General features: G+C 72.6%; 20 protein-coding genes and 1 pseudogene. 13 read left to right on the top strand and 8 right to left on the bottom strand.

The window, feature by feature from the left end; translation table 11 throughout:
* Positions 1-50 precede the first annotated feature (50 nt).
* The gene (der, locus tag ACF07B_RS41920) at positions 51-1,529 is read left to right on the top strand and encodes a ribosome biogenesis GTPase Der (RefSeq protein WP_369485754.1); all 1,479 of its coding nucleotides are present in this window, start codon (positions 51-53) and stop codon (positions 1,527-1,529) included.
* A gap of 76 nt (positions 1,530-1,605) precedes the next feature.
* Here der and ACF07B_RS41915 read toward each other — a convergent pair whose 3' ends face one another.
* Together ACF07B_RS41915 and ACF07B_RS41910 are read right to left on the bottom strand one after the other, a co-directional pair.
* Complete coding sequence (locus ACF07B_RS41915) at positions 1,606-1,947, bottom strand: hypothetical protein (RefSeq protein ID WP_362400426.1); 342 nt, start codon at positions 1,945-1,947, stop codon at positions 1,606-1,608.
* A gap of 276 nt (positions 1,948-2,223) precedes the next feature.
* Positions 2,224-3,003: a hypothetical protein gene (locus tag ACF07B_RS41910; RefSeq protein ID WP_362400423.1), complete on the bottom strand. Its 780-nt coding sequence runs from the start codon at positions 3,001-3,003 to the stop codon at positions 2,224-2,226.
* 534 nt (positions 3,004-3,537) lie between these two features.
* Between ACF07B_RS41910 and ACF07B_RS41905 the strand changes: the two genes are divergently transcribed.
* Both ACF07B_RS41905 and ACF07B_RS41900 read left to right on the top strand, forming a co-directional pair.
* Complete coding sequence (locus tag ACF07B_RS41905) at positions 3,538-4,230, top strand: transglycosylase family protein (protein ID WP_392182814.1); 693 nt, start codon at positions 3,538-3,540, stop codon at positions 4,228-4,230.
* A 200-nt stretch (positions 4,231-4,430) separates the two neighbouring features.
* The gene (locus ACF07B_RS41900; protein WP_392182813.1) at positions 4,431-5,129 is read left to right on the top strand and encodes a transglycosylase family protein; all 699 of its coding nucleotides are present in this window, start codon (positions 4,431-4,433) and stop codon (positions 5,127-5,129) included.
* Here ACF07B_RS41900 and ACF07B_RS41895 read toward each other — a convergent pair.
* From ACF07B_RS41895 to ACF07B_RS41885, 3 genes and pseudogenes are all read right to left on the bottom strand, one after another.
* Positions 5,017-5,745 carry an ATP-binding cassette domain-containing protein gene (locus tag ACF07B_RS41895; protein WP_392182812.1) on the bottom strand — a complete coding sequence of 243 codons (729 nt, stop codon included), beginning with the start codon at positions 5,743-5,745 and terminating at the stop codon, positions 5,017-5,019. The genes ACF07B_RS41900 and ACF07B_RS41895 overlap by 113 nt on opposite strands.
* Positions 5,742-8,813 (bottom strand): ATP-binding cassette domain-containing protein, encoded by a 3,072-nt coding sequence (locus tag ACF07B_RS41890; RefSeq protein WP_392182811.1) that lies wholly within the window; start codon positions 8,811-8,813, stop codon positions 5,742-5,744. Before ACF07B_RS41890 ends, ACF07B_RS41895 begins: the two co-directional genes overlap by 4 nt.
* Before the next feature lie 149 nt (positions 8,814-8,962).
* Positions 8,963-9,433 (bottom strand): annotated as a pseudogene (locus ACF07B_RS41885) (hypothetical protein); the annotation flags it as partial.
* Positions 9,434-9,555: 122 nt separating this feature from the next.
* Here ACF07B_RS41885 and ACF07B_RS41880 point away from each other — a divergent pair.
* The 4 genes from ACF07B_RS41880 to ACF07B_RS41865 all read left to right on the top strand — a co-directional run bounded on the left by ACF07B_RS41880 (position 9,556) and on the right by ACF07B_RS41865 (position 13,082).
* Positions 9,556-10,095 (top strand): hypothetical protein, encoded by a 540-nt coding sequence (locus tag ACF07B_RS41880; RefSeq protein ID WP_392182810.1) that lies wholly within the window; start codon positions 9,556-9,558, stop codon positions 10,093-10,095.
* A 6-nt stretch (positions 10,096-10,101) separates the two neighbouring features.
* Positions 10,102-11,382, top strand: coding sequence for an ABC transporter substrate-binding protein (locus tag ACF07B_RS41875; protein ID WP_392182809.1), 1,281 nt, complete (start codon positions 10,102-10,104; stop codon positions 11,380-11,382).
* Between the two features lie 71 nt (positions 11,383-11,453).
* On the top strand, positions 11,454-12,500 hold the full coding sequence (locus ACF07B_RS41870) for a helix-turn-helix transcriptional regulator (RefSeq protein ID WP_392182808.1): 1,047 nt from the start codon (positions 11,454-11,456) through the stop codon (positions 12,498-12,500).
* 366 nt (positions 12,501-12,866) lie between these two features.
* Entirely contained in the window at positions 12,867-13,082 is a 216-nt protein-coding gene (locus tag ACF07B_RS41865) for a proteinase inhibitor I78 (RefSeq protein WP_369486637.1), read from the top strand.
* 165 nt (positions 13,083-13,247) lie between these two features.
* On the opposite strand, the gene ACF07B_RS41860 is transcribed toward ACF07B_RS41865, so the two are convergent.
* Both ACF07B_RS41860 and ACF07B_RS41855 read right to left on the bottom strand, forming a co-directional pair.
* Positions 13,248-14,294 (bottom strand): phosphatase PAP2 family protein, encoded by a 1,047-nt coding sequence (locus ACF07B_RS41860; RefSeq protein WP_392182807.1) that lies wholly within the window; start codon positions 14,292-14,294, stop codon positions 13,248-13,250.
* 251 nt (positions 14,295-14,545) lie between these two features.
* Positions 14,546-15,724, bottom strand: a complete 1,179-nt coding sequence (locus ACF07B_RS41855) for a glycosyltransferase family 39 protein (RefSeq protein ID WP_392182806.1) — start codon at positions 15,722-15,724, stop codon at positions 14,546-14,548.
* A gap of 255 nt (positions 15,725-15,979) precedes the next feature.
* Between ACF07B_RS41855 and ACF07B_RS41850 the strand changes: the two genes are divergently transcribed.
* Both ACF07B_RS41850 and ACF07B_RS41845 read left to right on the top strand, forming a co-directional pair.
* A complete protein-coding gene (locus tag ACF07B_RS41850; protein WP_392182805.1) occupies positions 15,980-17,689 on the top strand; it encodes an MFS transporter in 1,710 nt (569 codons plus the stop codon).
* 262 nt (positions 17,690-17,951) lie between these two features.
* Complete coding sequence (locus tag ACF07B_RS41845; RefSeq protein WP_369485774.1) at positions 17,952-19,142, top strand: acyl-CoA dehydrogenase family protein; 1,191 nt, start codon at positions 17,952-17,954, stop codon at positions 19,140-19,142.
* Between the two features lie 51 nt (positions 19,143-19,193).
* Here ACF07B_RS41845 and ACF07B_RS41840 read toward each other — a convergent pair whose 3' ends face one another.
* Entirely contained in the window at positions 19,194-19,631 is a 438-nt protein-coding gene (locus ACF07B_RS41840; protein ID WP_369485775.1) for a cell division protein SepF, read from the bottom strand.
* 289 nt (positions 19,632-19,920) lie between these two features.
* Between ACF07B_RS41840 and ACF07B_RS41835 the strand changes: the two genes are divergently transcribed.
* The 4 genes from ACF07B_RS41835 to ACF07B_RS41820 all read left to right on the top strand — a co-directional run.
* Positions 19,921-21,183, top strand: coding sequence for a DUF5685 family protein (locus ACF07B_RS41835; RefSeq protein ID WP_392182804.1), 1,263 nt, complete (start codon positions 19,921-19,923; stop codon positions 21,181-21,183).
* A gap of 65 nt (positions 21,184-21,248) precedes the next feature.
* Entirely contained in the window at positions 21,249-22,031 is a 783-nt protein-coding gene (locus ACF07B_RS41830) for a DUF1684 domain-containing protein (protein ID WP_392182803.1), read from the top strand.
* 262 nt (positions 22,032-22,293) lie between these two features.
* A complete protein-coding gene (locus ACF07B_RS41825) occupies positions 22,294-23,193 on the top strand; it encodes a S1 family peptidase (RefSeq protein WP_326788668.1) in 900 nt (299 codons plus the stop codon).
* A gap of 224 nt (positions 23,194-23,417) precedes the next feature.
* The coding region (locus tag ACF07B_RS41820; RefSeq protein WP_392182802.1) for an SPFH domain-containing protein at positions 23,418-23,641 on the top strand (224 nt) is incomplete at its 3' end.

The raw sequence follows: 23,641 nt of genomic DNA, 5'->3' as shown, positions 1-23,641 counted from the left end.
TTACGGGTGATCCACCGATCACCACGAATGAACGACGAGGTACGGACTTCATGAACGACCACATCCAGCCCGACGGCTCGGCAGAGCACGATCACGGGGCGCTTGGCGATGCCGAGTACGCGGAGTTCATGGAGCTCGCCGCGGAAGAGGGCTTCGACCTCGAGGACGTCGAGGGCGCGATCGGGGAGGCGGGCCACGGCCCGTTGCCCGTCCTCGCCGTCGTCGGCCGCCCGAACGTGGGCAAGTCGACCCTGGTGAACCGCATCATCGGCCGCCGCGAGGCGGTCGTCGAGGACAAGCCCGGCGTCACCCGCGACCGCGTGACCTACGAGGCCGAGTGGGCGGGCCGCCGCTTCAAGCTCGTCGACACCGGCGGCTGGGAGCAGGACGTCCTCGGCATCGACGCGTCCGTCGCCGCCCAGGCCGAGTACGCGATCGAGGCCGCCGACGCGGTCGTCTTCGTCGTCGACGCCAAGGTCGGCGCGACCGACACCGACGAGGCGGTCGTACGTCTTCTCCGCAAGGCCGGCAAGCCCGTCGTCCTGTGCGCCAACAAGGTCGACGGCATGAGCGGCGAGTCCGACGCCTCGTACCTCTGGGCCCTCGGTCTCGGCGAGCCGCACCCGGTCTCCGCGCTGCACGGCCGCGGCACCGGCGACATGCTCGACGCCGTCCTGGAGGCCCTGCCCGAGGCCCCGGCGCAGACCTTCGGCACCGCTGTGGGCGGCCCCCGCCGCATCGCCCTCATCGGCCGCCCGAACGTCGGCAAGTCCTCCCTGCTGAACAAGGTGGCCAACGAGGACCGCGTGGTCGTCAACGAGGTCGCGGGCACCACCCGTGACCCGGTCGACGAGCTCATCGAACTCGGCGGCATCACCTGGAAGTTCGTCGACACGGCGGGCATCCGCAAGCGCGTCCACCTCCAGCAGGGCGCCGACTACTACGCCTCGCTGCGTACCGCCGCCGCCGTGGAGAAGGCCGAGGTCGCGGTCATCCTGATCGACGCGTCCGAGACCATCTCCGTGCAGGACCAGCGCATCGTCACCATGGCCGTCGACGCGGGCCGCGCGATCGTCCTCGCCTTCAACAAGTGGGACACCCTCGACGAGGAGCGCCGCTACTACCTGGAGCGGGAGATCGAGACCGAGCTCGCCCAGGTGGCCTGGGCGCCCCGGGTGAACGTCTCGGCCCGTACCGGCCGCCACATGGAGAAGCTCGTCCCGGCGATCGAGACGGCCCTGGACGGGTGGGAGACCCGTGTCCCGACCGGCCGCCTGAACGCCTTCCTCGGCGAGCTGGTCGCCGCCCACCCGCACCCGGTCCGCGGCGGAAAGCAGCCGCGCATCCTGTTCGGCACGCAGGCGGGCACCAAGCCTCCGCGGTTCGTGCTCTTCGCCTCCGGTTTCATCGAGCACGGCTACCGCCGCTTCATCGAGCGCCGGCTGCGTGAGGAGTTCGGCTTCGCGGGCACGCCGATCCACATCTCGGTGCGGGTGCGCGAGAAGCGCGGCACCAACAAGAAGAAGTAACGCCCACGGGCGAAGCGTGAGGGGCGGCTCCCCAGGGAGCCGCCCCTCACGCGTCACCGCTCATGAACCTCGCCGGTCACAGGCCCCTGCGCGGGGCGGGCGGGAGCGCGGCCGGGATGTGATGCATTCCCGTGCCGTGCTGGCGTGCGCCCGGCTGCCAGACGGCGGTCGTCGCCGTGGTGTGCCCGTGCTGTGCGGAGATCTGCCGGGCGGTCTGCGCTCCCGCGCTGTACGAGCTGTACGTGCCCGACGAGCTGAACGAGTTCGAACCGCGCCCGAGGATCCCGAAGGCCGTGAAGCCCAGGTTCTCCTCACCGTGACGGTCGCCCGGCAGGGTCCTGAACGCTCGGATCCACTCGGCGTAGAGCGCGTCGTAGATCGGTGTGGCCGATGAGCCGCCCTGATGAGGGTCCTGCACCGGTCGCGACGCCGGCACCTCTCTGCTCGAACGGAGGGGGGAGCCGGACGGAAGGACCGGCTGGAAGGGCCGGTGGCCGGGGACGTCGTAGGTGTGCACGTACGTGCCAACGACCCCACCGCCCAACGGATGCGGCCGCAGCGGTCATTTCGCGGGCCGTCCGGAGTGAGCGGCGTGCGCGGGGGCGCGGGGAACCGCGCGGGCACCCCTCAGAGGCCGGCGTCGGCCACCTGCCCGCGGTTCCCCGCCCCCGCTCCGTCGGCGGTCCCGCTGCCCTCAGATGCCGGCGAGCGGCATCGCCGCCGCGACCAGCTTGCCGTTGGCCGCCGCCTTGTCGAGCGCGTCGCGCAGCAGGTCCTCCCGGGGCTGACGGCCGATCGAGCCGACCGGCGCCGCGAACAGGAGCACCTGCCGGAGCTTGTTCGCGGCGGCGCGCCAGCTGTCGGTGACCTGGAGCGCCTGGTGGGCCTGCCACCAGGCGACGGGCGAACCGCCGCCCGTGCCCGGCTGGAGCACGGCGTGCAGTTGGCCCGCCGCGAGCAGCACGGACCAGCCGTACAGGACGGGCGGTACCGAGTTGAGCTCGGTCGCGGGCATGAAGCCCTGCTCGATCAGCAGGGGCAGGAAGTCGTCGCCGATGTCGGTCGAGCCGGGTCGCACGATCGGGCCGGTCGGCTCGACGACGAGTGCGGGGTGCAGCTCGCCGTGGATCAGGACGAGTCCGCTGGTGACACCGAGCACGGCCTGCTCGGGGACGGGGGCGGGGTCGGCGGGCGCGCCGTCGGGGTGGATCGAGCGGACGGCGCCCTGGAGTTGTTCCTCGGTGACCTGCACGACCTGCGAGGGCAGGCAGGTGGCGTGGGCGAAGGCGAGGACGGCGGTCTCGTCGCCGATGAACAGGACGGTGCTGGTGCGCTCCTGTTCCGAGTCGCCCGGGGTGCGGCACGACGTGCAGTCGTAACTGCCGGGGGCGTTCTCTCCGGCGAGCAGCCGGTCGGCTTCTTCGTCGCCGATCTCGGCGCGTACGTCGTCGCTGACGTCGAGCATGCGCGGCACGGTGGCTCCTCGGGATGCGGTGCGTGGCGGTGCCGGGTGGCTCCCGGCCCATGAACCGGGGGTTCCCGGCTCATGAAGATGTCAACGGGTGATCTGTGGCCGGAGTCACGCCCGAGGGCGAACGGAATCGAACCATCCGACGCCCAGGGTGAAGGCGCCCCCGGAATTGGTTACTCCCAGTCAACTTCCGGAAGTCCGGGGGAAGTTGACTGGGTGAAGTAAGTCACAGATCACAAGAGGCGAGGGTCGACAAATCCGGAAATCACCCAATGAAGTGGGTGGCCGAAAATCGATGATACCTGCGGTAACCGCTAACTGGCCTCGAATGACAAGGAGTTGGTTGATATCGGGGCGCCCGGGTCCATAGATTCCTGCGCCGTGTGCAACGAGCACCGCTCGGGTACGTCCGCCGGCCGATCCGCTTCGGATCACAGCACGCCGCCGGTGGACGGGTCGGAGCGCGAGGGCCGCGTCCTACGCGCAGGTCACCGCGTCCCGTCCTGGGGGACCCCGGGTGTTTCGAGAGGGAAATACATGTCCGCATGTGCCGACAGCACTCACGGGAACGGTCACAAGGCTCGTACGGCGAACAAGACACGTACGGCGGCGGTCCTCGCCGGGGCGGCACTGCTCGCCCCGCTCGGACTGCTCGCCGCGACCGGCGAAGCCGCCGCGGCCGACAGTGGAGTGTGGGACCGCATCGCCCAGTGCGAGAGCGGCGGTAACTGGCACATCAACACCGGCAACGGCTACTACGGGGGGCTCCAGTTCTCCGCGGGCACCTGGCGCGCCTACGGCGGCACGGCGTACGCGCCGACCGCCGACAGGGCCTCCAGGAGCGCGCAGATAGCCATCGCGACCAAGGTTCAGAGCGCACAGGGATGGGGGGCCTGGCCCACCTGCTCGGCCCGCGCCGGGGCCTACGGGAACGCGCCCGGCTCCTCGGGTTCCGGGCAGGCCGCCGGATCCGCGGGCACCGGGTCGGCCTCGAAGCCGGCGACACGGTCCGTCCCGGCGAAGCGGGAACCGGCGAAGACGCCGGCCCGTACGCCGGGCCACGTCGGCCGCGGCTCGTCCCGCGGTGACTACACCGTCCGCGAAGGCGACACCCTGAGTGTCATCGCCGCGCGGCACGGGACCACCTGGCGGAAGATCTACGCCGCCAACGAGTCCGTGATCGGCGGGGATCCGGACCTGATCGTGCCCGGCCAGCGGCTCGACATCTGAGCCACGCTCGCCCCAGCGCCGGGCGCGGGGGTCCGTCGTCCGGATCGGGTGGCGCGAGGCGCGGTGCCCTGCCCCGCGTCCCGCCGCACGATCCGGACGGCAGTCCCTCGGCCCCGCCCGGTCCTCCGACCGGGTGGGGCCCCGGGCGTGCCGGGCGCGGGCTGGGCGGCCGAGCGGGACGCGCTGCTTAGCGTGGCCCGATGTCCTTCATGCCGACCAGGCGGATTCCGCCGAGTACCCGAACCGCTTCCCGGCCGCCGAACGGACGTGCGCGGTACGCGGCCGTGGTCGCCGCCGTACTGGCCGCCCTCGGCCCCGGCGAGGCGGCCGCCGCGGCACCGCCCCCGCTCCCGGGTCCCGCGTCCGCCCGAGGTGCCTTCGACTGCGCGAACGACGAGTGGCCCTGGACCTGTCTGGCCGAGTGCGAGAGCGGCGGCCGCTGGCACGCGAACACCGGGAACGGCTACTACGGCGGGCTCCAGTTCTGGCAGCCCACCTGGGTCCGGTTCGGCGGGCTCGCCTACGCTCCCCGCGCCGATCTCGCCACCCGCGCCCAGCAGATCAAGGTCGCCAAGAAGGTGCTGGCCGTCCAGGGCTGGGGCGCCTGGCCCGAATGTTCCAGGTCCTACGGCCTCCAGGGCCCCTTCCACGTGGTGAAGACGGGCGAGACGCTCGCGTCGATCGCCCGCAAGTACCGGGTGACAGGCGGCTGGCAGACGCTCTACACCGTCAACAAGAAGAAGATCGGCGCCAGCCCCGACCGGCTGGCCAAGGGCCTCCAGCTCGTCATCCCGAAGCCGGCGGGCGCCTCCCGTACCGGCGGCCCCGCCCTGTTCGGCCCGCCCCTGAACCCGGTGACTCACCGCTCCGCGCCGCCGACTCGGTGGCCTCTCCGCTGAACACGACCGCGCCACGGCGCAGTTCATGCACGTACGTCGTCCGGCCCGCCCGCTCCCGCAGAGCCGGCGGCAGCCGCTGCTCGGCGATCACCACGCACGCGTCGAGAGCGCCCAGCAGCGCGTACGTCCGGGCCGCGACCGCCGGCGACATGCCCTGCGCGGGCTCGTCGACGAGCACCACGCGCGCGCGGGCCGACAGGACACGGGAGAGGGCCAGCATGCGCTGTTCGCCGCCGGAGAGGGTGCCCGCCCGGCGGGGGAGGAGCGGCTCCAGCCGCGGGTAGGCCTCCAGAGCGGCGGCGAGGCCGGCCGCCCCGAGTTCCAGGTTCTCCCGGACCGTCAGGGAGCCGAACACCGCCCGGCGCTCCGGGACGAGGCACAGTCCGCGCCGGGCCCGCTCGAACGCGGGCAGGCGGGTCACGTCGGCGCCGTCCCAGACGACGGCGCCGGCCGCCAGCGGCACGGTCCCGGCGAGGGCGCGCAGCACGGTCGTACGGCCGGAGCCGTTGCGGCCCAGCAGCACGGTGAGGCCGGGACCGGGGGCGGCCAGACTCACGCCGTGCAGGGCCTCCAGGGGGCCGTAGCGTACGCGCGCTGCGCGCAGGGCGATGGTCATCCGCCGGTGCTCCCGTCCAGGACGCGGTCGGCGGGACCCGAGGCGACGATCCGTCCGGCCGCCATGACGTGCACGGTGTGCGCCAGGTCGGCGACCAGGTCGAGATCGTGCTCCACGACCAGGAGGGCCATGCCGTCCGCGGCCAGCGCCCGCAGGACCCGGGCCAGGGCGGCCACCTCGCCGGTGTCGAGACCGGCCGCGGGCTCGTCGAGCAGCAGCACCCGGGGGCTGCCGGCGAGCGCCCGGGCCAGCTCGACGCGCCGGAGCGTCCCGGTGGGCAGCCCCGCCGCGGGCAGCGACCGCACCGGCCCGTCCAGCCCGAGCAGCCGCAGCGCGCGCTCCGTCGCCCCCGGGTCCGCGGTCCGGCCCTGCTCGGCGCCCACGCGCACGTTCTCGGCCACGGTCAGCGACGGGAAGACCGCCAGCTGCTGGAAGGTCCGCGCGATCCCCAGCCGCGTCCGCGCGTGCGCCGCGAGCCGTGTGATGTCCCGCCCTCCGAGCAGCACCTGTCCGCCCGAGGGGCGCAGCGTGCCCGCGAGACAGTGGAACAGGGTGCTCTTCCCGGCCCCGTTGGGCCCCACGACCGCGGTGACCTGGCCCGGCGGGACGTCGAGAGTCGCCCCGTCGAGTGCGGTGAACCCGCCGTAGTCGAGGCGGAGCCGACGGGTGGCCAGCGGGTGCGTGTCCGCCCCGGCCCGCCGGCCGGCTCCGATGACCGCCCGCCGCACCGGCCCCGTCCCGGCGACCACCCGCCTTCCCGCCCCGGACCCACCCGAGGACGCGACTCCCGCGTCGGCCCCGGGGCGCGACCCGGCTTCCCGGCCGACATCACCCGGTGCGGTGGGTTCCGGGCGTGGTCCGGTGCGCCGGTCCACGCCGGCCGGTGCGGTGGGTTCTGGGCGGGGCCCGGTTTCCCGGCCGACGCCGGCCGGTGCGGTGGGTTCTGGGCGTGGTCCGGTTTCCTGGTCGGCGTCGGCCGGTGTGGTGGGTTCCGGGCGTGGTCCGATTTCCCGGCCGACGTCGGCCGATGCGGTGGGTTCTGGGTGTGGTCCGGTTTCCCGGTGGGTGCCGGTCGGCGCGGCGGGCCTCGGGTGTGGTCCGGTTCGCCGGTCGGTGCCGGTCGGTGTGAGGGACGGGTGGCGCTCCGGCTCCCGGTCGGGGCCGGCCGTCGCCGGGGCGCCCGCGGTGGCCGGTGCCCGGGGCCGCCCCGCGTCGGCGGTGCGCAGGTGCCGGCGGACCCTGACGCCCACGGGGGTCAGGGTCGCCCGGGGGCGGAGCCGGAGCCGGGACGCCGCCGTGCGCAGGGCCTCGTACGGGCCCTCGGGGAAGCGGCCGACGAGGACGGCGAGGAGGCCGATCAGCGCGGCCGCCACCCCACCCCTGGCCCCCGCGTCCAGCCCGACCAGCAGCGCCGCGGCGACGAGCGCCCCGAGGACACTGTCGGCGCCCAGCACGACGACCGCCGCGAACCACAGCAGACTGCGGACCGGGTCGTACTGGGCGGCGTCGAAGGCACGCAGACCCATGCCGAGCATGCCGCCGCCCAGCGCGGCCAGCGCGGCCCCCGCGACGAACGCGGTCAGTTTCAGCGCCGGGACACGGACACCCGCCGCCGACGCGCCCGCCTCATGATCCCGCATCGCGGCCAGGGCCCGGCCCGTCCGGCCCCGGCGCAGCGTGTGCGCGGCGAGCAGGGCGGCGGCCAGCAGGACGAGTTCGAGTACGTAGTACGCGCGGTCGCCGCCGAATCCGGCCGGGCGGTCCAGGGACAGACCGGTCACCGCGTACGGCTGCGCGAAGACGAACCGGCTGACGCCCACACCCACCGCGAAGGTGGCCACCGCGAGCGCCAGACCGTGCCGTCGGATCGCCGGCCACCCGGTGAGCACACCGAGAGGGGCCACCAGAAGCACGGCCACCGCCAGCGCGGCCAGCTCCGGCAGCCGGGGTAGACCCGGGAAGCGGCCGGCCGCCAGCAGCGCCGTGAAGAGGGCGCCCAGACCGGCGTACGCGGCCTGCCCCAGCGAGATCTGGCCGCCGCGGCCGGTGACCACGACCAGCGACAGCAGGACGACCCCGAGCGCGGGCACCTGCACCGACGTGTGCAGGTCCGAGCCCGCGAACCCCAGCGGCAGCAGGAACAGCACGACGGCCACGGCCCGGGCCCCGGGCGGCGTCGCCGCCCGGACCGCCGCCGGGCGCGGGAGCGCGTCACGGGTGCCGATGCCGGGCAGGACGAGCGCGGCGACGAGCAGCGCGACCACGAAGAGGTTGGCGCCGACCGCCTGGAGCAGCGGCTCCGCCCAGCCCGTGGGATGCAGCCGGGTCAGCTGGCTCTGCGCCACCCCGATACCGAGCGCGGCCACGATCGCCACGGGGAGACTGCGCATCCGGGCCGCCACCGCGACCGCCATCACCTCGATGACGAGCAGCGGCAGGCCGTACGGGTCCAGCCGCACGTACGGCGCCAGGAGCACGCCCGTCAGGCCCGCCGTGAACGAGCCGAAGGCCCAGCCCGCCGCGGCCACCCGGTCCGCGTCGATTCCGCCGAGCACCGCGAGCGGCCGGTCGTCGACGACCGCCCGCAGTTCCGTGCCGAAGCGGGTCCAGCGGGTCACCGCGCCCACACCCGTGGCCAGCAGGACGGCCACCGCGAGCTGCCCCCACGGATCCGCCGACACCAGCGTCGGCGCGTCCGCCCGCGCCCCGGTGCCCCACACGAGCGCCGCCCCGCCGACCAGCAGCACGAAGACCCCGATGCTCGCGACCAGGGTCCGCGCCGGGTCGCCGCCGAGCAGGGCCGACGGCCGGAAGACGAAGCGTTCCAGGACCATCCCGATGGCCGGGGCCACCAGCAGCAGGGTCACCGACGCGCCGAGCGCGAGCGGCCAGCCCCACTCGACCGTGAACTGGCGCAGCAGATACGCGCACACCATCGCGATCGCGCCGTGCGCGAAGTTGAGCACACCGGTGGCGCGGTACGTGACGATCAGCCCGATCCCGGTGAGCGCGGCGGCACCGCCGATCGAGAGACCGGCCAGGGTGAGGTCGTACGTCAGCGAGGACATCGGCGAGGACCTCAGTCGCCGGGACCGGCGGAGGGACGCCCGGGGGCGGTGGGGCCATCGGGCGGGGACGGGGGATCGAGCACGGCCGGCCGTTCGGCGAGGGGCTCTCCCGAGGCGGCGGGGGAGGGCGGCTCAGCGGTGGAGGGGGCGTCCTCGGCGTCGGGCTCGCAGATCGGGCACGGTCCCAGGTCCCCGCTCGCGAGGACGCGCGAGTCGGCCGGCAGGGCCTCCGGCTTCCCGGCGACCAACGGGCAGTCCGCGCGGTGGTACAGGGTGCCGCCGGGCACCATGAGGAGGTCCCGGCTGACGGCCACGGGCCCGGCCGCCGCCGCTCCCGGCTCCTCGGCGTCGGCGGCCCCGGCCGCCACCAGCAGCCCGTACAGCTCCTCGACGCGCGCCGAGGCCGAGGCGTTGCGTCCATGGGCGAGCAGCACCGCGCCGGCGATGATCAGCGCGGCACCGGGCACCGTGCAGGACGCGAGGTAGGGCAGCTGACGTTCCGCGTACCGCTCACCCGAGATGCCGTACCAGCCGATGACGCACAGCACCGCACCGGCGGCCAGCGCGGCCCAGCCGGCCCACAGGACGGGGTGCACGCTCCGCAGTCGAGCTGTCCGCATCCGGACTCCCACACGTCGGGTATCTGTCCATGTCAGCCGATGGCTTGCACTATGCCTTCTGGAAGCTGACCCTGAAAGCACCGGGCGCTCTTGGCCCGGACCGACACCCGGTGGTGAGCCAGATGGTTCTCGGGAGCGACCTCAGGCGGGGGAACGCCGGAGGAGTGGCGGTGGCGGCGGTACTCGTCCTCGCCGCGACCCTCACGGCGTGCAGCGACGACAACGGCGGCGGAGGTTCCGCGTCGCCCACACCCTCGGCGGCACAGTCCACCAGCGTGCAGACCGCCACGGCTCCGGCCGACCCGGCTGCGGCCCAGCAGGAGATCAAGCAGAACTGGGAGAAGTTCTTCGACCCGGCCGTCTCCGCCAAGGAGAAGCAGGCCGTCCTGGAGAACGGCGACCAGATGGGCCCGGTGATCCAGGGCTTCAACGGCGACCAGCGCGGTCAGCAGGTGAAGGCGAAGGTGGAGAAGATCGAGTTCACCTCGCCGACCGAGGCGAACGTGACTTACACGCTGACCCTGAAGGGTGCCACCGCCCTGCCGAACGCCTCCGGGACGGCCGTCGAGCAGAACGGCACCTGGAAGGTCTCCGTGAAGACGCTCTGCGCGCTGGTGCAGCTGAGCGGCAACGGGTCGTCGAGTCCCCTCCCGGGCTGCTGATCAGCGGTGCGGCGCACAGCGACCGGCGCCGCCGTCGCGGGCCTGCTGCTCCTGCTCGGCACGGCCTGCGGCAGCCGGCTCCCCGAGAGCGACTTCGAGAACCGCGCCACGCCCGCGCCCCGGGAATCCGCCGAGCCGATCCGCGTCGGCATCATCAGCAGCGCCACCAGCCCCGTCGGCGCCTCCGCGTTCACCGGACCGCGTGACGGGGCGAAGGCCTGGTTCGACCGGCTCGACGCCCGGGGCGGCATCGACGGACGGCCGGTCGAGGTGCGGCTGTGTGACGACGGCGGCAGCGGAGTCGGCAACAGCGCCTGCGTGCGCCGGCTGATCGACCAGGACAAGGTCGTCGCCCTCGTCGCCACGACCGCGTTCGACTACGCGGGCGCCGCCCAGGTGTCCCGCGCGGGCGTGCCCGACATCGGCGGCCAGCCCATCGGCGCCGCGTACGACACCTATCCGCATCTGTACGGGATCTACGGCAGCCTCGCGCCGCGCGACGGCACGCCCGGCTGGAACGGCGAGCTCTACGGCGGCACCGAGGTCTACCGCTACTTCAAGCGCGTCCACGGAGCGCGTACGGCCGCTGTCGTCTCCTACAACCAGTCCGCCTCCGCCGCCTACGCCCGGCTGGTCGCCCGGGGACTCAGGGCCGAGGGCTACCGGGTCGTCACCGAACAGGTCGACTTCGCGCTGCCCGACTTCCGCGCCGCCGCGGCCGACCTGAAGGCGCAGGGCGCCGACCTCGTCTTCGACGCCGTCGACACCCACGGCAACGCCCTGCTGTGCAAGGCCATGGACCAGGTCGGCGCCCACGTCACCGCCAAGGTGACCAACGTCCAGAACTGGACGTCCACCGTGCCCGAGGACTACAAGGACGCGCCGCGCTGCCGCAACGCGCTGTGGGCCACGGGGTCGAGCCGGAACTACGAGGACACGGGCGACGCCGCCGTACGGGCGTTCCGTGACGCGACCAAGGCCCTGCCGACCCGTTCCCAGTGGCAGCTGGAGGGCTGGGCTGCGGCACGGTGGTTCACGGACGCGGCGAAGTCCTGCGTCCGGACGGGCATCACCCGGGCGTGCGTCGACGCGTTCATGAACCGGGGCACGCCCTACACCGCGGGCGGACTGCTGCTCCCCGTCACCTACGAGCGGACGGCCGAGCCGCCCAGCACCCGCCGGACCTGTCTCTCGGTGGCCCGCTGGCGCGACGGCAGGGGCTGGGTCACCCAGGGCGACATGAACACGAACTGCTTCGACGTACCGCAGATCGCCTACCGCCCCTGAGGCACCCCCCGGGAAATTTCCCCGGTGCTTGCGGACAGCCACTGTCCGCAAGCGCTGGCAGACTCGGCGGCATGTTGGAGACATCCGCACGACTGCTGCGTCTGCTCTCACTGCTCCAGGCCCACCGCGAGTGGTCCGGCGCGGACCTCGCGGGGCGGCTGGGCGTCACCGCGCGCACCGTCCGCCGTGACGTGGAGCGGCTGCGCGAACTGGGCTATCCCGTCAACGCCAGCCCGGGTACGGGCGGCGGATACCAGCTCGGCGCCGGGGCCGAGCTGCCGCCGCTGCTCCTGGACGACGACGAGGCCGTCGCGGTGGCCGTAGGGCTGCGCACGGCAGCTGGGCAGGGCATCGAGGGCATCGGCGAGTCCTCCGTCCGCGCGCTCGCCAAGCTGGAACAGGTCCTGCCGGGCCGGCTGCGGCGCAGGGTCGGCGCGCTGAACGCCTTCACCGTGCCGATGCTGCGCGGTCCGGGGACCTCCGCCGTCGACCCCGCCGTCCTGACCGAACTGGCCAACGCCTGCCGTGACGGCGAGCGGCTGCGCTTCGAGTACCGCGATCACGCGGGCTCCTCGACGCGCCGTACCGTCGAGCCGTACCGGCTGGTGTGCACCGAGCACCGCTGGTACCTGGTCGCCTGGGACGTCGACCGCGACGGCTGGCGTACGTTCCGGGCCGACCGCGTCACGCCCCGGCCACCGCACGGACCGCGCTTCACGCCCCGTACGCCACCGGCCGAGAATCTGGCCGAGTACGTCTCCAAGGGTGTCTCCACCGGCGCCTACGCCACGAACGCCGTCGTCCGGCTGCTGGTGCCGCTGGAGGAGGCCGCCGCGCGGATCTCGCCCTCGGCCGGGACCCTGGAGGCCTCGGGACAGGACAGCTGCGTCCTGCGCACCGGGGCGGCGAGCCTCGATGTCATGGTCATCCACGTGATGCTCATGGGTTTCGAGTTCGAGATCCTGGAGCCCGCCGAACTCGGCGACGCGATCAGGACGGCCCGGGACCGGTTGTCCCGGGCACTGGAGAGGCCGGGTCCCGCCGAGCCCGGGCCGCAGAAGCAGGGTCCCGGGGAGCCGGGTCCCGAGGGGGTGCCGGTCACGGTCCGCGTGCCGTAGCGGAAGTCCCGGGCGCGGACGGCGGCCGTGCGGGGGTTCTGTGATCGAAGCGTGTATTTCCTATGCGGCGTCAGCTTCCGCGGCGCGTGCCGGAATCGGAGCGGACCGGAATGCAAAAGCCGCCGCCGAGCATCCGCCTGTCCCCCGCTCCGCCCATTTCGCAGGGTTATTCGGGACGCCCGGAGGGTGACTCCGAATTACGTTCGAAGGCGTGCGGAACACGGAACGAGCCGTTCATACGGGTGATCGAGTTCGGCGAAACACGTGTCGTGATCCTGTGACAGAAGCGTGACCGGCGGGGGACAGGTGACGCTTCGTCGCCGACCGGGCTTCCACCGCCGGGGCGTGCCGCCTAACGTGGCGGTCATGGCACCCATTCCCCCCTCTCGCCCAGAACCGCAGGACAGTCCGGAGAGCTATGTCGGGCTGGAGGTGAGCAGCGCGCGGGAGCGCGCGCAGGAGCACGGCTGGCCGACGGTCCGCTCGTTGCCCCACGGCGCGATCATCACCATGGAGTACCTGGTGGGGCGGCTCAACTTCGAGGTCACGGACGGCACGGTGACGCGCTGCTGGAAGGGCTGAGCGCCCTGCCCTGCCCCGCCCGCCGCCGCCTGATCCGGACGGCAGGCCTTGGTGTCACGCCACGACGTGCGAAGGCCCCCGGCTCGACGAGCCGGGGGCCTTCACTGTGCGGGGAGAGGCCGTGCGTACCGGCCCCGCGGTTCTCGGCCGTCCGTCGACGGGCTCTCAGCCGCCGGTCAGCGGGCGGGCCGTCGCGGCGGCCGCGCGCGCCGGACGGTCGGGGTGGGGCGGGCGGTCCGGGTGCGCCGGACGGCGACTGCCCGCCGGTGTCACCGGGGTGCGTTCCGAGCGGGCGGTGTGCGGGCCCGGGGCCAGGTGCGCGGGGGATCTGGGCGGACGGGGGACGGCGGCTCCACGGGCCGGCATCTCGCTGTCCACCGAGGCGGCCTGCGGGGACATGACCGGTGCGGGGACCGGGGAGGGGGCCGGCGCCGGCGCGGGCGCGGTACGGCCCGGACGGGTGCGCCACAGATCGCGAAGCGCGAAGATCCCGGCCTCGGAGCGCGCGATCAGCGGCTCGCACCAGGGCAGCGCCAGCAGGATCAGCAGGCCCGCGGCCCAGCCCAGCAGGACATCGCTCAGCCAGTGCGTACCCAGGTAGACGGTGGTGAGGCCGACACCCAGCGAGGTCACGGCGGACAGCGCCGAGAGCCAGCGTCTGGCTCTCGGGGTCGACGCCAGATAGGCCAGGATTCCCCAGGTCACGACGGCGTTGGCGGTGTGGCCCGAAGGAAATATATCGCCGCCCAGGCCCATCTCGTTCGAGCCGATGGTGATGGCGTAGTGCGGACCGAGACGGCCCATGCCGAGCTTCGCGGCGCCGACCGTGATGTTGAGCAGCAGCAGGGACGCGCCCAGGGTGAGCAGCGGGCGCAGGGTGTGCTGACGCCAGGAGCGCCAGCCCAGCCACGCGGCGACCATCACCGCGGTGGGGCCGCGCTGGCCGAGTACCACGTAGTAGTCCAGGAACGCGTGGATCTCCGGCCACTGCTGGTAGGGCCGGAAGAACATGACCTGCCAGTCGAACCGGACCAGCCACGACGTGATCGCCACGGCCCACACGATCGCCAGATAGAAGGCCAGGGTCGCCGCGAAGAGGACAACCCTGTGCCGACTCATCTTCGGCACATCGATGTGGGCCGGTCGTTCCGGCTCACGGTCCAGCCGGGCGAAGACCCGGTCCAGACGGGTGAGGTTTCGTTCGGTACGCACTCAATCGACGTTACAGCGAGTGAGCTGCGTTCCAGGCCGATTCACTCGGTTTGTGATGACGATGTGATGTGGGATTCCTCTCAGGATCATGTTCATTTCCAATGAATCGCTAATCCCGTGACCGCGGAGCCTTCAATTCCATTGATCTCCGAGAGCCTTCGCGTTTATGGCACTTTTATATTCGTTCACCGGGTGATGGCGTGGAATTCGCCGCCCGCTCACCGGTCCCGCGCGGGGTGCCGCCGGGCGGGTCAGGGGGGTCCCGAGCCGTTCAGCCAGAAGGCCCCGTACACCGCCGAGGCCACCGCGACGCCCCCGAGGACCAGTGCTGACCTGGAGGTACGCAACCTTGCCAGGGCCCTGGCGAGAGGGAACAGGAGAGGGAAGGCGGGGAGCAGCAGGCGCGGCTTCGAGCCGAAGTAGCTCGACGCGCACAGCGCGAGCGCGACGACGATCCCGGTGTAGACCAGGAGGGCCGGCGGCTGTCCCTGGCGTACGCCTGTCACGTAGAGCCACAGGACCAGCACGACTCCGGCGATCAGGGCGACACCGGCCAGGGCGGACGGGAACGAGGTGAACTTGTCGGCGACGAAGCGCCCGAAGGCGTAACCGCCGTCGAAGCCGTTGCGCCACCCCGCCTGGACGTCGAGATAGCCGAGCGGGCCCCCGCCCGTGCGCCGCCCCACCCACAGCACGTAACCGGCGGCGCCCAGTGGCGCGATGATCATGGCGAGGGCGCGCCGCCACGGGCGCGCGCCGTCCGTCCGGGGCGTGCTTCCGCCGCGCCGGTGTTCTCCCACGAACGAGCTAATCGCCGCCACCCACAGGGCGGCGGCCACCGCGGCTCCCACGGGCCGTGTCAGTCCGGCGAACGCGGCGAGCAGCCCCGCGGTCAGCCAGCGGCCGTTCAGCACCGCGTACAGGGACCACGCGGCGAGCGCGGTGAACAGTGACTCGCTGTACGCCATCGACTGCACGATGCCGACGGGCAGGACCGCCCACACCAGCGCCGCGCACACCCCGGCCCGGCGGCCGTGGACGTGGTCGGCGACCGCGAAGATCCCCCAGGCCGCGGCGAGCGAGGACACCGCGGCGACCAGCAGCCCGGCGTCCGCGTACGACAGCGGTGTCACCGCGTGGCCGATCCGCTCCAGCCAGGGCAGCAACGGGAAGAACGCGAGATTCGCGTGCACGTCACCGTTCGGGAGGCGGACCTCGTAGCCGTAGCCGAGCTCGGCGACCCTCGTGTACCAGAGCGAGTCCCAGCGCATCGACAGCAGCCGGTGGGCGCTCCCGCCGCTCGCCGCGCTCCACACGGCGAGCGTGACGATGCCCAGGGCGCGCACCGCCGCGTACCCGAGCAGTGCGGGCGCGGCTCGGCGCAGGGCGCCCCAGCGGGGCGCCGCGGCGGGACTCTCCGGTTCGGTCACGGGCTCGATTATCTGCGGACCCGCGGAACCGGCGGGCCGCGGGGCACGACGACCTGCGGACGGCGTGGCGTACGCCACACACCCGGCCGGCGAACGTGAGAGGTCCGCCACGTGTCACCGGCGAGAACTCGCGTACGCTGACGGCTCACTCGCCTTTGTTGCGTGGGCCCGGGATTCCGCTCTCCGGGCCGCAGCCCCAGGGAGTCCCCACCCTGCGGATCCGCAGAACGCGAGGGAATCTCTGGAGGTACGTACATGTCCGGGACGACCACGGCCGCTGCGCGATGCCGTCGGGAGACCGGAGCCGGTGCCAACCGCTGGGTCGTCCTCGTCGTCCTGTGCGTCAGCCTGCTGCTCGTCGCCCTCGACGCCACCGTGCTCCACGTCGCGGTGCCCGCCGTCACCGAGGACCTGAATCCCGGCGCGATAGAACTGCTCTGGATCGTCGACGTCTATCCGCTCGTCTGCGCCTCGCTCCTCATCCTCTTCGGCACCCTCGGTGACCGGATCGGCCGACGGCGGGTCCTCCTCCTCGGTTACGCCCTCTTCGGCGTCGCCTCCGGCATCGCGGCCTTCTCCGGGAACGCGCAGCTTCTGATAGGCGCCCGCGCCCTGCTCGGCATCGGCGGCGCCATGATCATGCCCGCCACGCTGTCGATCCTGCGCGAGGTCTTCCCCGACCGGCGCGAGCGGGCGCTCGCGATCGGCATCTGGAGCGCCGTCGCCGCCGTGGGCGCCGCGGTCGGACCGCTCCTCGGCGGCTTCCTCCTCGAACACTTCTGGTGGGGATCGGTCTTCCTCGTCAACATTCCGCTGATGATCGTCAGCCTGCCGGTCGGACGGCTGCTGCTGCCCGAGTCCCGCGGCAACGGCGAGGGCCCCTGGGACGTGGCCGGCGCGCTCATGGCCGCCGCCGGTCTGTTCGGAGTCGTCCTCGGCGTGAAGCGCCTCGGCGGTGGCGAGGCGCCCTTCAGCCCCTTCACCCTCGTGCCGCTGCTCGTCGGCGCCGTGCTGATGGCCGCCTTCGTGCGGCGGCAGCGTCGGCGCGCGCATCCCCTGGTCGATCTGCGCATGTTCGCGCGTCCCGCCTTCAGCACGTCGGTGGGGTGCATCGTCCTCGCCATGCTCGCCCTGGTGGGCCTGGAACTGATCGCCGCGCAGTACCTCCAGCTCGTGCTCGGTCTGTCGCCGCTCCAGACCGGGCTGCGGCTGCTGCCGCTCACCATCGCGGCGATGGCCGCCGGTCTCGCCGGGGCGAAACTGCTGCGCAGGTTCGGGCCGCGCGCGATGGTCTCCTTCGGGTTCTGTCTCACCGCGACGGCCGTCGTCACGCTCACCGCGATGGGCCGGAACGACAACGCCGGGCTGCTGCTCTTCGGCTTCGTGCTGCTGGGCTTCGGCCTGGAGACCACGCTCTTCGGGGCGTACGAGTCCATGCTCAGCGAGGCGCCGCAGGCGCAGTCGGGCGGCGCCGCGGCGATCGGCGAGACCTCGTACCAGCTCGGCGCGGGGATCGGGATCGCGCTGCTGGGCAGCGTGATGAACGCGGCGTACGCGCCCGGGCTGTCGTCCGTCCCCGGGGTCCCGGCGGCCGATTCGGCGGCGGCGGGACACTCGCTGGGCGAGGCGTACCAGGTCGCCGACCGGCTCGGCGGCGCGTCCGGCGGTGCCCTGCGGCAGGCCGCCCGGGACTCCTTCGTGCACGGACTGCACGTGACCCTGCTGGTGAGCGCCGGCCTGTTGCTGCTCGGTGCCGTGATGGCGCTGCGGCTGCCGCGGGTCATGGACTGCGGCACCACCGCGATCCCGGCTCCCGCGAAGGACGCCGCCGGCCTCCCGGCTCCCGCCGAGATCCCGGGCCCCGCGGCAGGCGTCGTCGGTGTCCCGGCCTCCACGCCGGATCCCGCCGGCATTCCGGGTCCCCGTGACGCCGCCGGGACCGCCGAGACCCGCGTCTCCGCTTAGGTTCCCCGGTCCGCTCCGGTCCGGTTCGCTCCGGGCCAGGGCCTCCGGCGTGGACCGGTGCCGCAACGGCGAACCCGCCCGCCGGTCGTTCCCCGGTCCTTCCCCGGGTCGTTCCCCGGTCGCCCCCTGGGCCGGTCGGCCTGGCCGGGCTCCCCGGGTGGTGTGCGGAAGTGCCCTGGACTTGCGGGACACTGCGTCGTAACGTCGGGCCGAGATCCATAACTAGCGCTGCTAGTTATCACCCCTTGCCGGAGGCTGTCGTATGTCCGCGTCCTCGAAGCTGCCGCCCTTCGACCCCGCCGACCCGCTCGGGATCGACGACCTGCTGGACGCGGAGGAGCTGGCCGTCCGTGACACCGTGCGGAGCTGGGCCGCGGACCGGGTGCTGCCGTACGTCGCCGAGTGGTACGAGAAGGGCGAGCTGCCCGGCATCCGGGAACTGGCGCGGGAGCTGGGCGGGATCGGCGCCCTCGGCATGTCGCTCCAGGGGTACGGGTGCGCGGGGGCCAGCGCCGTGCAGTACGGCCTCGCCTGCCTGGAGCTCGAAGCGGCCGACTCCGGGATCCGTTCGCTCGTCTCGGTCCAGGGTTCCCTGGCCATGTACGCCATCCACCGGTTCGGCAGCGAGGAGCAGAAGCTCACGTGGCTGCCGCGCATGGCCTCCGGCGAGATCATCGGGTGCTTCGGACTGACCGAGCCCGACCACGGTTCCGACCCCGCCTCCATGCGGACGCACGCCAAGCGCGACGGCGGGGACTGGGTCCTGAACGGGCGCAAGATGTGGATCACCAACGGGTCCGTCGCCGGTGTCGCCGTCGTCTGGGCGCAGACCGACGACGGCATCCGCGGATTCGTCGTGCCCACCGACGTGCCCGGCTTCTCCGCCCCCGAGATCAAGCACAAGTGGTCCCTGCGGGCGAGCGTGACCAGCGAGCTCGTCCTCGACGACGTGCGGCTGCCGGCCGACGCCGTCCTGCCCGACGTCGTCGGCCTCAAGGGCCCGCTCGGCTGCCTCTCGCACGCGCGGTACGGGATCGTGTGGGGCGCCATGGGCGCGGCGCGGTCCAGCTTCGAGTCCGCCCTCGCGTACGCGAGGACGCGTGAGCAGTTCGGGCGCCCCATCGGCGGTTTCCAGCTCACCCAGGCCAAACTCGCCGACATGGCCCTCGAACTGCACAAGGGGATTCTGCTCGCCCACCACCTGGGCCGCCGTATGGACGCGGGACGGCTCCGCCCCGAGCAGATCAGCTTCGGAAAGCTCAACAACGTACGCGAGGCCATCGAGATCTGCCGTACCTCGCGCACGATCCTCGGTGCCAACGGGATCTCGCTCGAATACCCCGTGATGCGGCACGCCACGAACCTGGAGTCGGTGCTCACCTACGAGGGCACCGTCGAGATGCATCAGCTCGTGCTGGGCAAGGCGCTCACCGGGCTCGACGCCTTCCGGTGACGGTCCCGCGTGTGAAGCCCCGGCCGGGCAGGGCCGGTGAGCGGCCCTGCCTCAGCTCTGGTTGAAGAAACCGTCCGCCTGACGGCCCGCGGCGTCGCCGCTGACGATCTCCGTATGCGCCGGGGTCAGCAGGAAGACCCGGGTCGCCACCCGCTCGATGGTGCCGCGCAGGCCGAAGGTCAGGCCGGCCGCGAAGTCCACCACGCGCTTGGCGTCGGCGGCCTCCATGGACGTGAGGTTGATGATGACCGGGACGCCCTCCCGGAAGAGTTCGCCGATACCGCGTGCGTCCCGGAAGCTGTCCGGGGTGACCGTGCCGATCCGGCGGCCCTTCTCCTCCGCCGTCTCGGAAGCAACCTTCACGCGAGGGTCGGTGACCCAGGCGTCGCCGGAGTCCTGACCCTCGGCGTAGTCGTCGTCGTAGTAACGCTCGTCATCGTTGTCGTCGACGAGGCCAAGCCAGGCACTCGCCTTGCGCACCGATCCCATGGACGCCTCCTCTCACAGCGGTCTTTCGTGCTTCCGCATCCCCATGGTCGTCCATGATGCGGATGTCGCGCCAAGTGGATAGACGCCGCGTGGGGGTTTCGTGACGGTACTGGTGCACAGCGAATCCGTCGAGAGCCCGCGCCCCCCAAGGGTCGTACGGGGTAAGGCTGCTGACTGAGAGTGAAATATGATTTCTCGCGGCGACCGGGTGACGAGCGGTGCGTACGGGTGAACGGGAGGGTCGATACGATGCCGGACCTCAATGTCGTACGGGTCACGGGGGAATGTCGTGTTCGGAATCGTGAGGCCTTGCAGCCACCGTCTCGGTGAGGGGCTCAAGACGCAGTGGATGGCGCATCTGTGCGGACTCTGTCTCGCGCTGCGCGGGGACCACGGTCAGTTCGCGCGGGTGGTCACCAACTATGACGGCCTGCTGATATCGGTTCTGACGGAGGCTCAGGCCGGGCGGGCGACGGGAGGGCGGCGCACGGCGGGCCCCTGTCCGCTGCGCGGCATGCGGACCGCCTCCGTCGCGCAGGGCGAGGGCGCGCGGCTCGCCGCCGCCGTCTCGCTGGTCCTCGCCTCGGCGAAGGTGCGCGACCATGTCGCCGACGGGGACGGACTCCTGGCGCGCAAGCCGGTCGCGATCGCCGCGCGCCGGGTGGCCGCGAGCTGGGGCAAGGCCGGGGCGCGAACGGGAACCGCCGTCGGCTTCGACACGGCCGTGCTCGTCGACGCGGTGGACCGGCAGGTCGGGATCGAGGCGCTGGCCGGGCCGGGAACGCCGTTGCTGACCGTCACCGAACCCACCGAGACCGCCACCGCCGCCGCCTTCTCGTACACCGCCGTCCTCGCGGGCCGCCCCGGCAACGCCGCTCCGCTCGCCGAGGCCGGGCGGCTCTTCGGACGGCTCGCTCATCTGCTGGACGCCGTCGAGGACAGGGAAACTGACGCCGCGTCGGGAGCCTGGAACCCGCTCGCGGCCACCGGGACCTCGCTCACCGAGGCCCGTCGGCTCGCCGACGACGCCCTGCACGGGATACGGCTCGCGCTGCGGGAGGCCGAGTTCACCGACGGCCGGCTGGCGCACGTGCTGCTCGTCCACGAACTGGGCCGCTCGGTGGACCGCGCGTTCGGGACGTCGGGGTGCGGGCACGCGGAGGACGGATCGCACGGACCGCACGGCTCCCTCGGTTCTCCCGGGTCCGGCCGGCTCCTCGACGCGCCGGGCTCCGCCGTCCTGCTCGGACCCGAGGGCTCCTTCGGGCCGCCCCAGCACGGCGGCAATCCGTACACCGGTGGCGGCAACCCCTTCGGCGGCGGCCCGTCCTTCCCGCCACCCGGCCCGGGAAAGCGCGGCTTCTGGGCCGGCTGCGCCGCCGCCGTCGGACTGTGCTGCACCTGCAAGATGTGCTGCGCCGATCAGTACGAGGGTCCGTGGTCGCGCAAGAAGCGCGAAGGGTGTCTGAACGACTGCGACTGCAATTGCTGCGAGGCGTGCCAGTGCTGCGAGTGCTGTGAGTGCTGCTCGTGCTGTGACTGCGGGTTGTGAGGGCGGCACCGCGTCGCGCTCGCACCTCGGCCCGGCCGGGCCGCCCGTGTGGAAGGGTTGATCACATGACGACGGACGCATCCGAGGACTGGAAGCACTGGCAGGAGCACCGGGTGACGACGGTGTCCGCGCCGTACGGACCGCTCGCGCTCACCGGAACCCACTGGATCGAGGACTATCCGGAAGGGCGACTTCCGGACACTCCCGGGCAATGGGCGCTCAGGGACGAGCAAGTGGTCCTGACGGCGGTCGCCGAGGAAGGGCTCACGGTCGACGGCGAGCCCTTCACCGGCGACATCGTGCTGGACGCCGACTACGGAGGGGCCGGCGGGGCCCGGGTCGCGCGCGGGGAGCGGCGGTTCGTCGTTCTGGTGCGCGAGGGGATCTGGGGCGTACGCGTCTACGACCCCGACGCGCCCACCCGGAAGGCCTTCGCGGGCATCGAGGCGACCCCGTACGACGCGCGCTGGGCGGTGCCCGGACACTTCACCCCCTACGGCGAGGGCCGTACCGTGCGCGTCGAGAACGCCGACGGAGTGACCCGCGGGCTCGCCCTCGGCGGCGTCCTCGCCTTCACCCTGGACGGGCAGGACCTCACCCTCCAGGTGTCGGTCGAGAGCGACGGCACGCTGTGGGCCGTCTTCGCCGACACCACCAGCGGGGACGGCAGTTACCGCTTCCGCTTCCTGCGCCCCGCGGCGCCCGACGCGGAGGGGCGTACGACGGTGGACTTCAACCGGACCGTGCTTCCGCCGTGCGCGTTCGCCGACCATTTCGTCTGCCCGTTCCCGCCGCCCGGAAATGCGCTGCGCGTGGCCGTCGCCGCGGGGGAGCGCCGATTGGGCTGAGGCCCCCGGGTCTCCTGGCGACGCGCGGGAAATCCGGCGCCTTGAGTGGTCCGATGATCAACCTCCGTTGGATGAGGGCAAGTTGAACGCTGCACGGCCGAAAGGCGCCCTTGCGCCTGTCGGCCGCACAGCCGAATACTCCCCCTCAGCGCTTGTCAGGGGCATGGCTTGTCCGGAATCCGGACGGGCGGCTCCCGGCTGCGCCTCACGGGTCCCGACCCCACTACCCGGGGCCCCTTACTTCCCTTCGGAGGAATGAAACGTGAGGATCAAGCGCACAACCCCCCGCAGTGGCATCGCGAGACGGAGTCGGCTGATCGCCGTGACCACCGGACTCGTCGCCGCCGCAGCGTTCGCGGTCCCCAGCGCGAACGCGTCCGACGCCCAGACGTTCAGCGCCACCCAGCTGAGCAGTGCCAAGCAGTCGGTACTCAAGTCCGACATCGCGGGCACCGCTTGGGCGGTCGACGCCAAGACGAACCGTGTGGTCGTCACCGTCGACAGCACGGTCTCGAAGGCGGAGATCGCGAAGATCAAGCAGGAAGCGGGCGGCAACGCGGCCGCGCTCACCATCAAGCACACCCCGGGCACCTTCAAGAAGCTGATCACCGGCGGCGACGCCATCTACGGCGGTGGCTACCGCTGTTCGCTCGGCTTCAACGTGCACAGCGGGAGCACCTACTACTTCCTGACCGCCGGCCACTGCGGTGAGGTCGCCTCCACCTGGTACTCCAACTCGGGCCAGACCACGAAGCTGGGCACGAACGTCAGCTACAGCTTCCCGACCAACGACTTCGCGCTGGTCAAGTACACCAGCACCACGGTCGCGCACCCGAGTGCGGTCGGCAGCCAGACGATCAGCAGCGCGGCCACGCCCAGCGTGGGCACGACGGTCTACCGGCGCGGCTCGACCACCGGTACGCACAGCGGCCGGGTCACCGCGCTGAACGCCACGGTCAACTACGGCAGTGGTGACGTCGTCTACGGCATGATCCAGACCACGGTCTGCGCCGAGGGCGGAGACAGTGGCGGTCCTCTGTACGGCGGCAGCGTGGCCTACGGTCTGACGTCCGGAGGCAGCGGAAACTGCACCTCCGGCGGTACGACCTTCTTCCAGCCGGTCACCGAGGCGCTCAGCTACTACGGCGTGAGCGTCGGCTGACCGTCCGGTCGCGCGACGGACCGGCCGTTCGTCGACTCGTCGACCCACAGGGCCGGCACCCCCCACGGGTTTCCGCGCGACCGGACCCACGGCAGGCGGACCAACCGGCGAGCCCCCGCACGCAACCGGCGTGCGGGGGCTCGCCCTTGCTCCGGTGAGGGGTCTACCTTCGAAGCGCACGCTGTACACGCCCGGTGCGCCACGTCGGACCCTGGGGGGCCGTGATGGTCGAGGAACTGGTGGCGGCGGGAGTCTCCGTCGTGTTCGTGGGGCTGGCCTATACGGCGGCCGCCGCCCGCGTCGTCAAACAGTACGAACGGGGCGTGGTGCTGCGGCTCGGCAGGCTGCGCTCCGAGGTCCGCCCTCCCGGCTTCACCATGGTCGTGCCGTTCGTGGACCGGCTGCGCAAGGTCAACATGCAGATCGTGACCCTGTCCGTGCCGGCCCA

It is taken from the genome of Streptomyces sp. NPDC015532, from assembly GCF_043078065.1.
Classification (GTDB): Bacteria; Actinomycetota; Actinomycetes; order Streptomycetales; family Streptomycetaceae; genus Streptomyces.
The sequence above is the reverse complement of the archived record's forward strand: the minus strand, read 5'-3'. Positions and strand labels throughout refer to the sequence as shown.

Excerpts from the sequence above, each read along its gene's own strand:
- der (WP_369485754.1), top strand. The coding sequence starts at position 51 with ATGAACGACCACATCCAGCCCGACGGCTCGGCAGAGCACGATCACGGG.
- ACF07B_RS41905 (WP_392182814.1), top strand. The coding sequence starts at position 3,538 with ATGTCCGCATGTGCCGACAGCACTCACGGGAACGGTCACAAGGCTCGT.
- ACF07B_RS41900 (WP_392182813.1), top strand. The coding sequence starts at position 4,431 with ATGTCCTTCATGCCGACCAGGCGGATTCCGCCGAGTACCCGAACCGCT.
- ACF07B_RS41895 (WP_392182812.1), bottom strand. The coding sequence starts at position 5,745 with ATGACCATCGCCCTGCGCGCAGCGCGCGTACGCTACGGCCCCCTGGAG.
- ACF07B_RS41890 (WP_392182811.1), bottom strand. The coding sequence starts at position 8,813 with ATGTCCTCGCTGACGTACGACCTCACCCTGGCCGGTCTCTCGATCGGC.
- ACF07B_RS41880 (WP_392182810.1), top strand. The coding sequence starts at position 9,556 with ATGGTTCTCGGGAGCGACCTCAGGCGGGGGAACGCCGGAGGAGTGGCG.
- ACF07B_RS41870 (WP_392182808.1), top strand. The coding sequence starts at position 11,454 with ATGTTGGAGACATCCGCACGACTGCTGCGTCTGCTCTCACTGCTCCAG.
- ACF07B_RS41865 (WP_369486637.1), top strand. The coding sequence starts at position 12,867 with ATGGCACCCATTCCCCCCTCTCGCCCAGAACCGCAGGACAGTCCGGAG.
- ACF07B_RS41850 (WP_392182805.1), top strand. The coding sequence starts at position 15,980 with ATGTCCGGGACGACCACGGCCGCTGCGCGATGCCGTCGGGAGACCGGA.
- ACF07B_RS41845 (WP_369485774.1), top strand. The coding sequence starts at position 17,952 with ATGTCCGCGTCCTCGAAGCTGCCGCCCTTCGACCCCGCCGACCCGCTC.
- ACF07B_RS41840 (WP_369485775.1), bottom strand. The coding sequence starts at position 19,631 with ATGGGATCGGTGCGCAAGGCGAGTGCCTGGCTTGGCCTCGTCGACGAC.
- ACF07B_RS41830 (WP_392182803.1), top strand. The coding sequence starts at position 21,249 with ATGACGACGGACGCATCCGAGGACTGGAAGCACTGGCAGGAGCACCGG.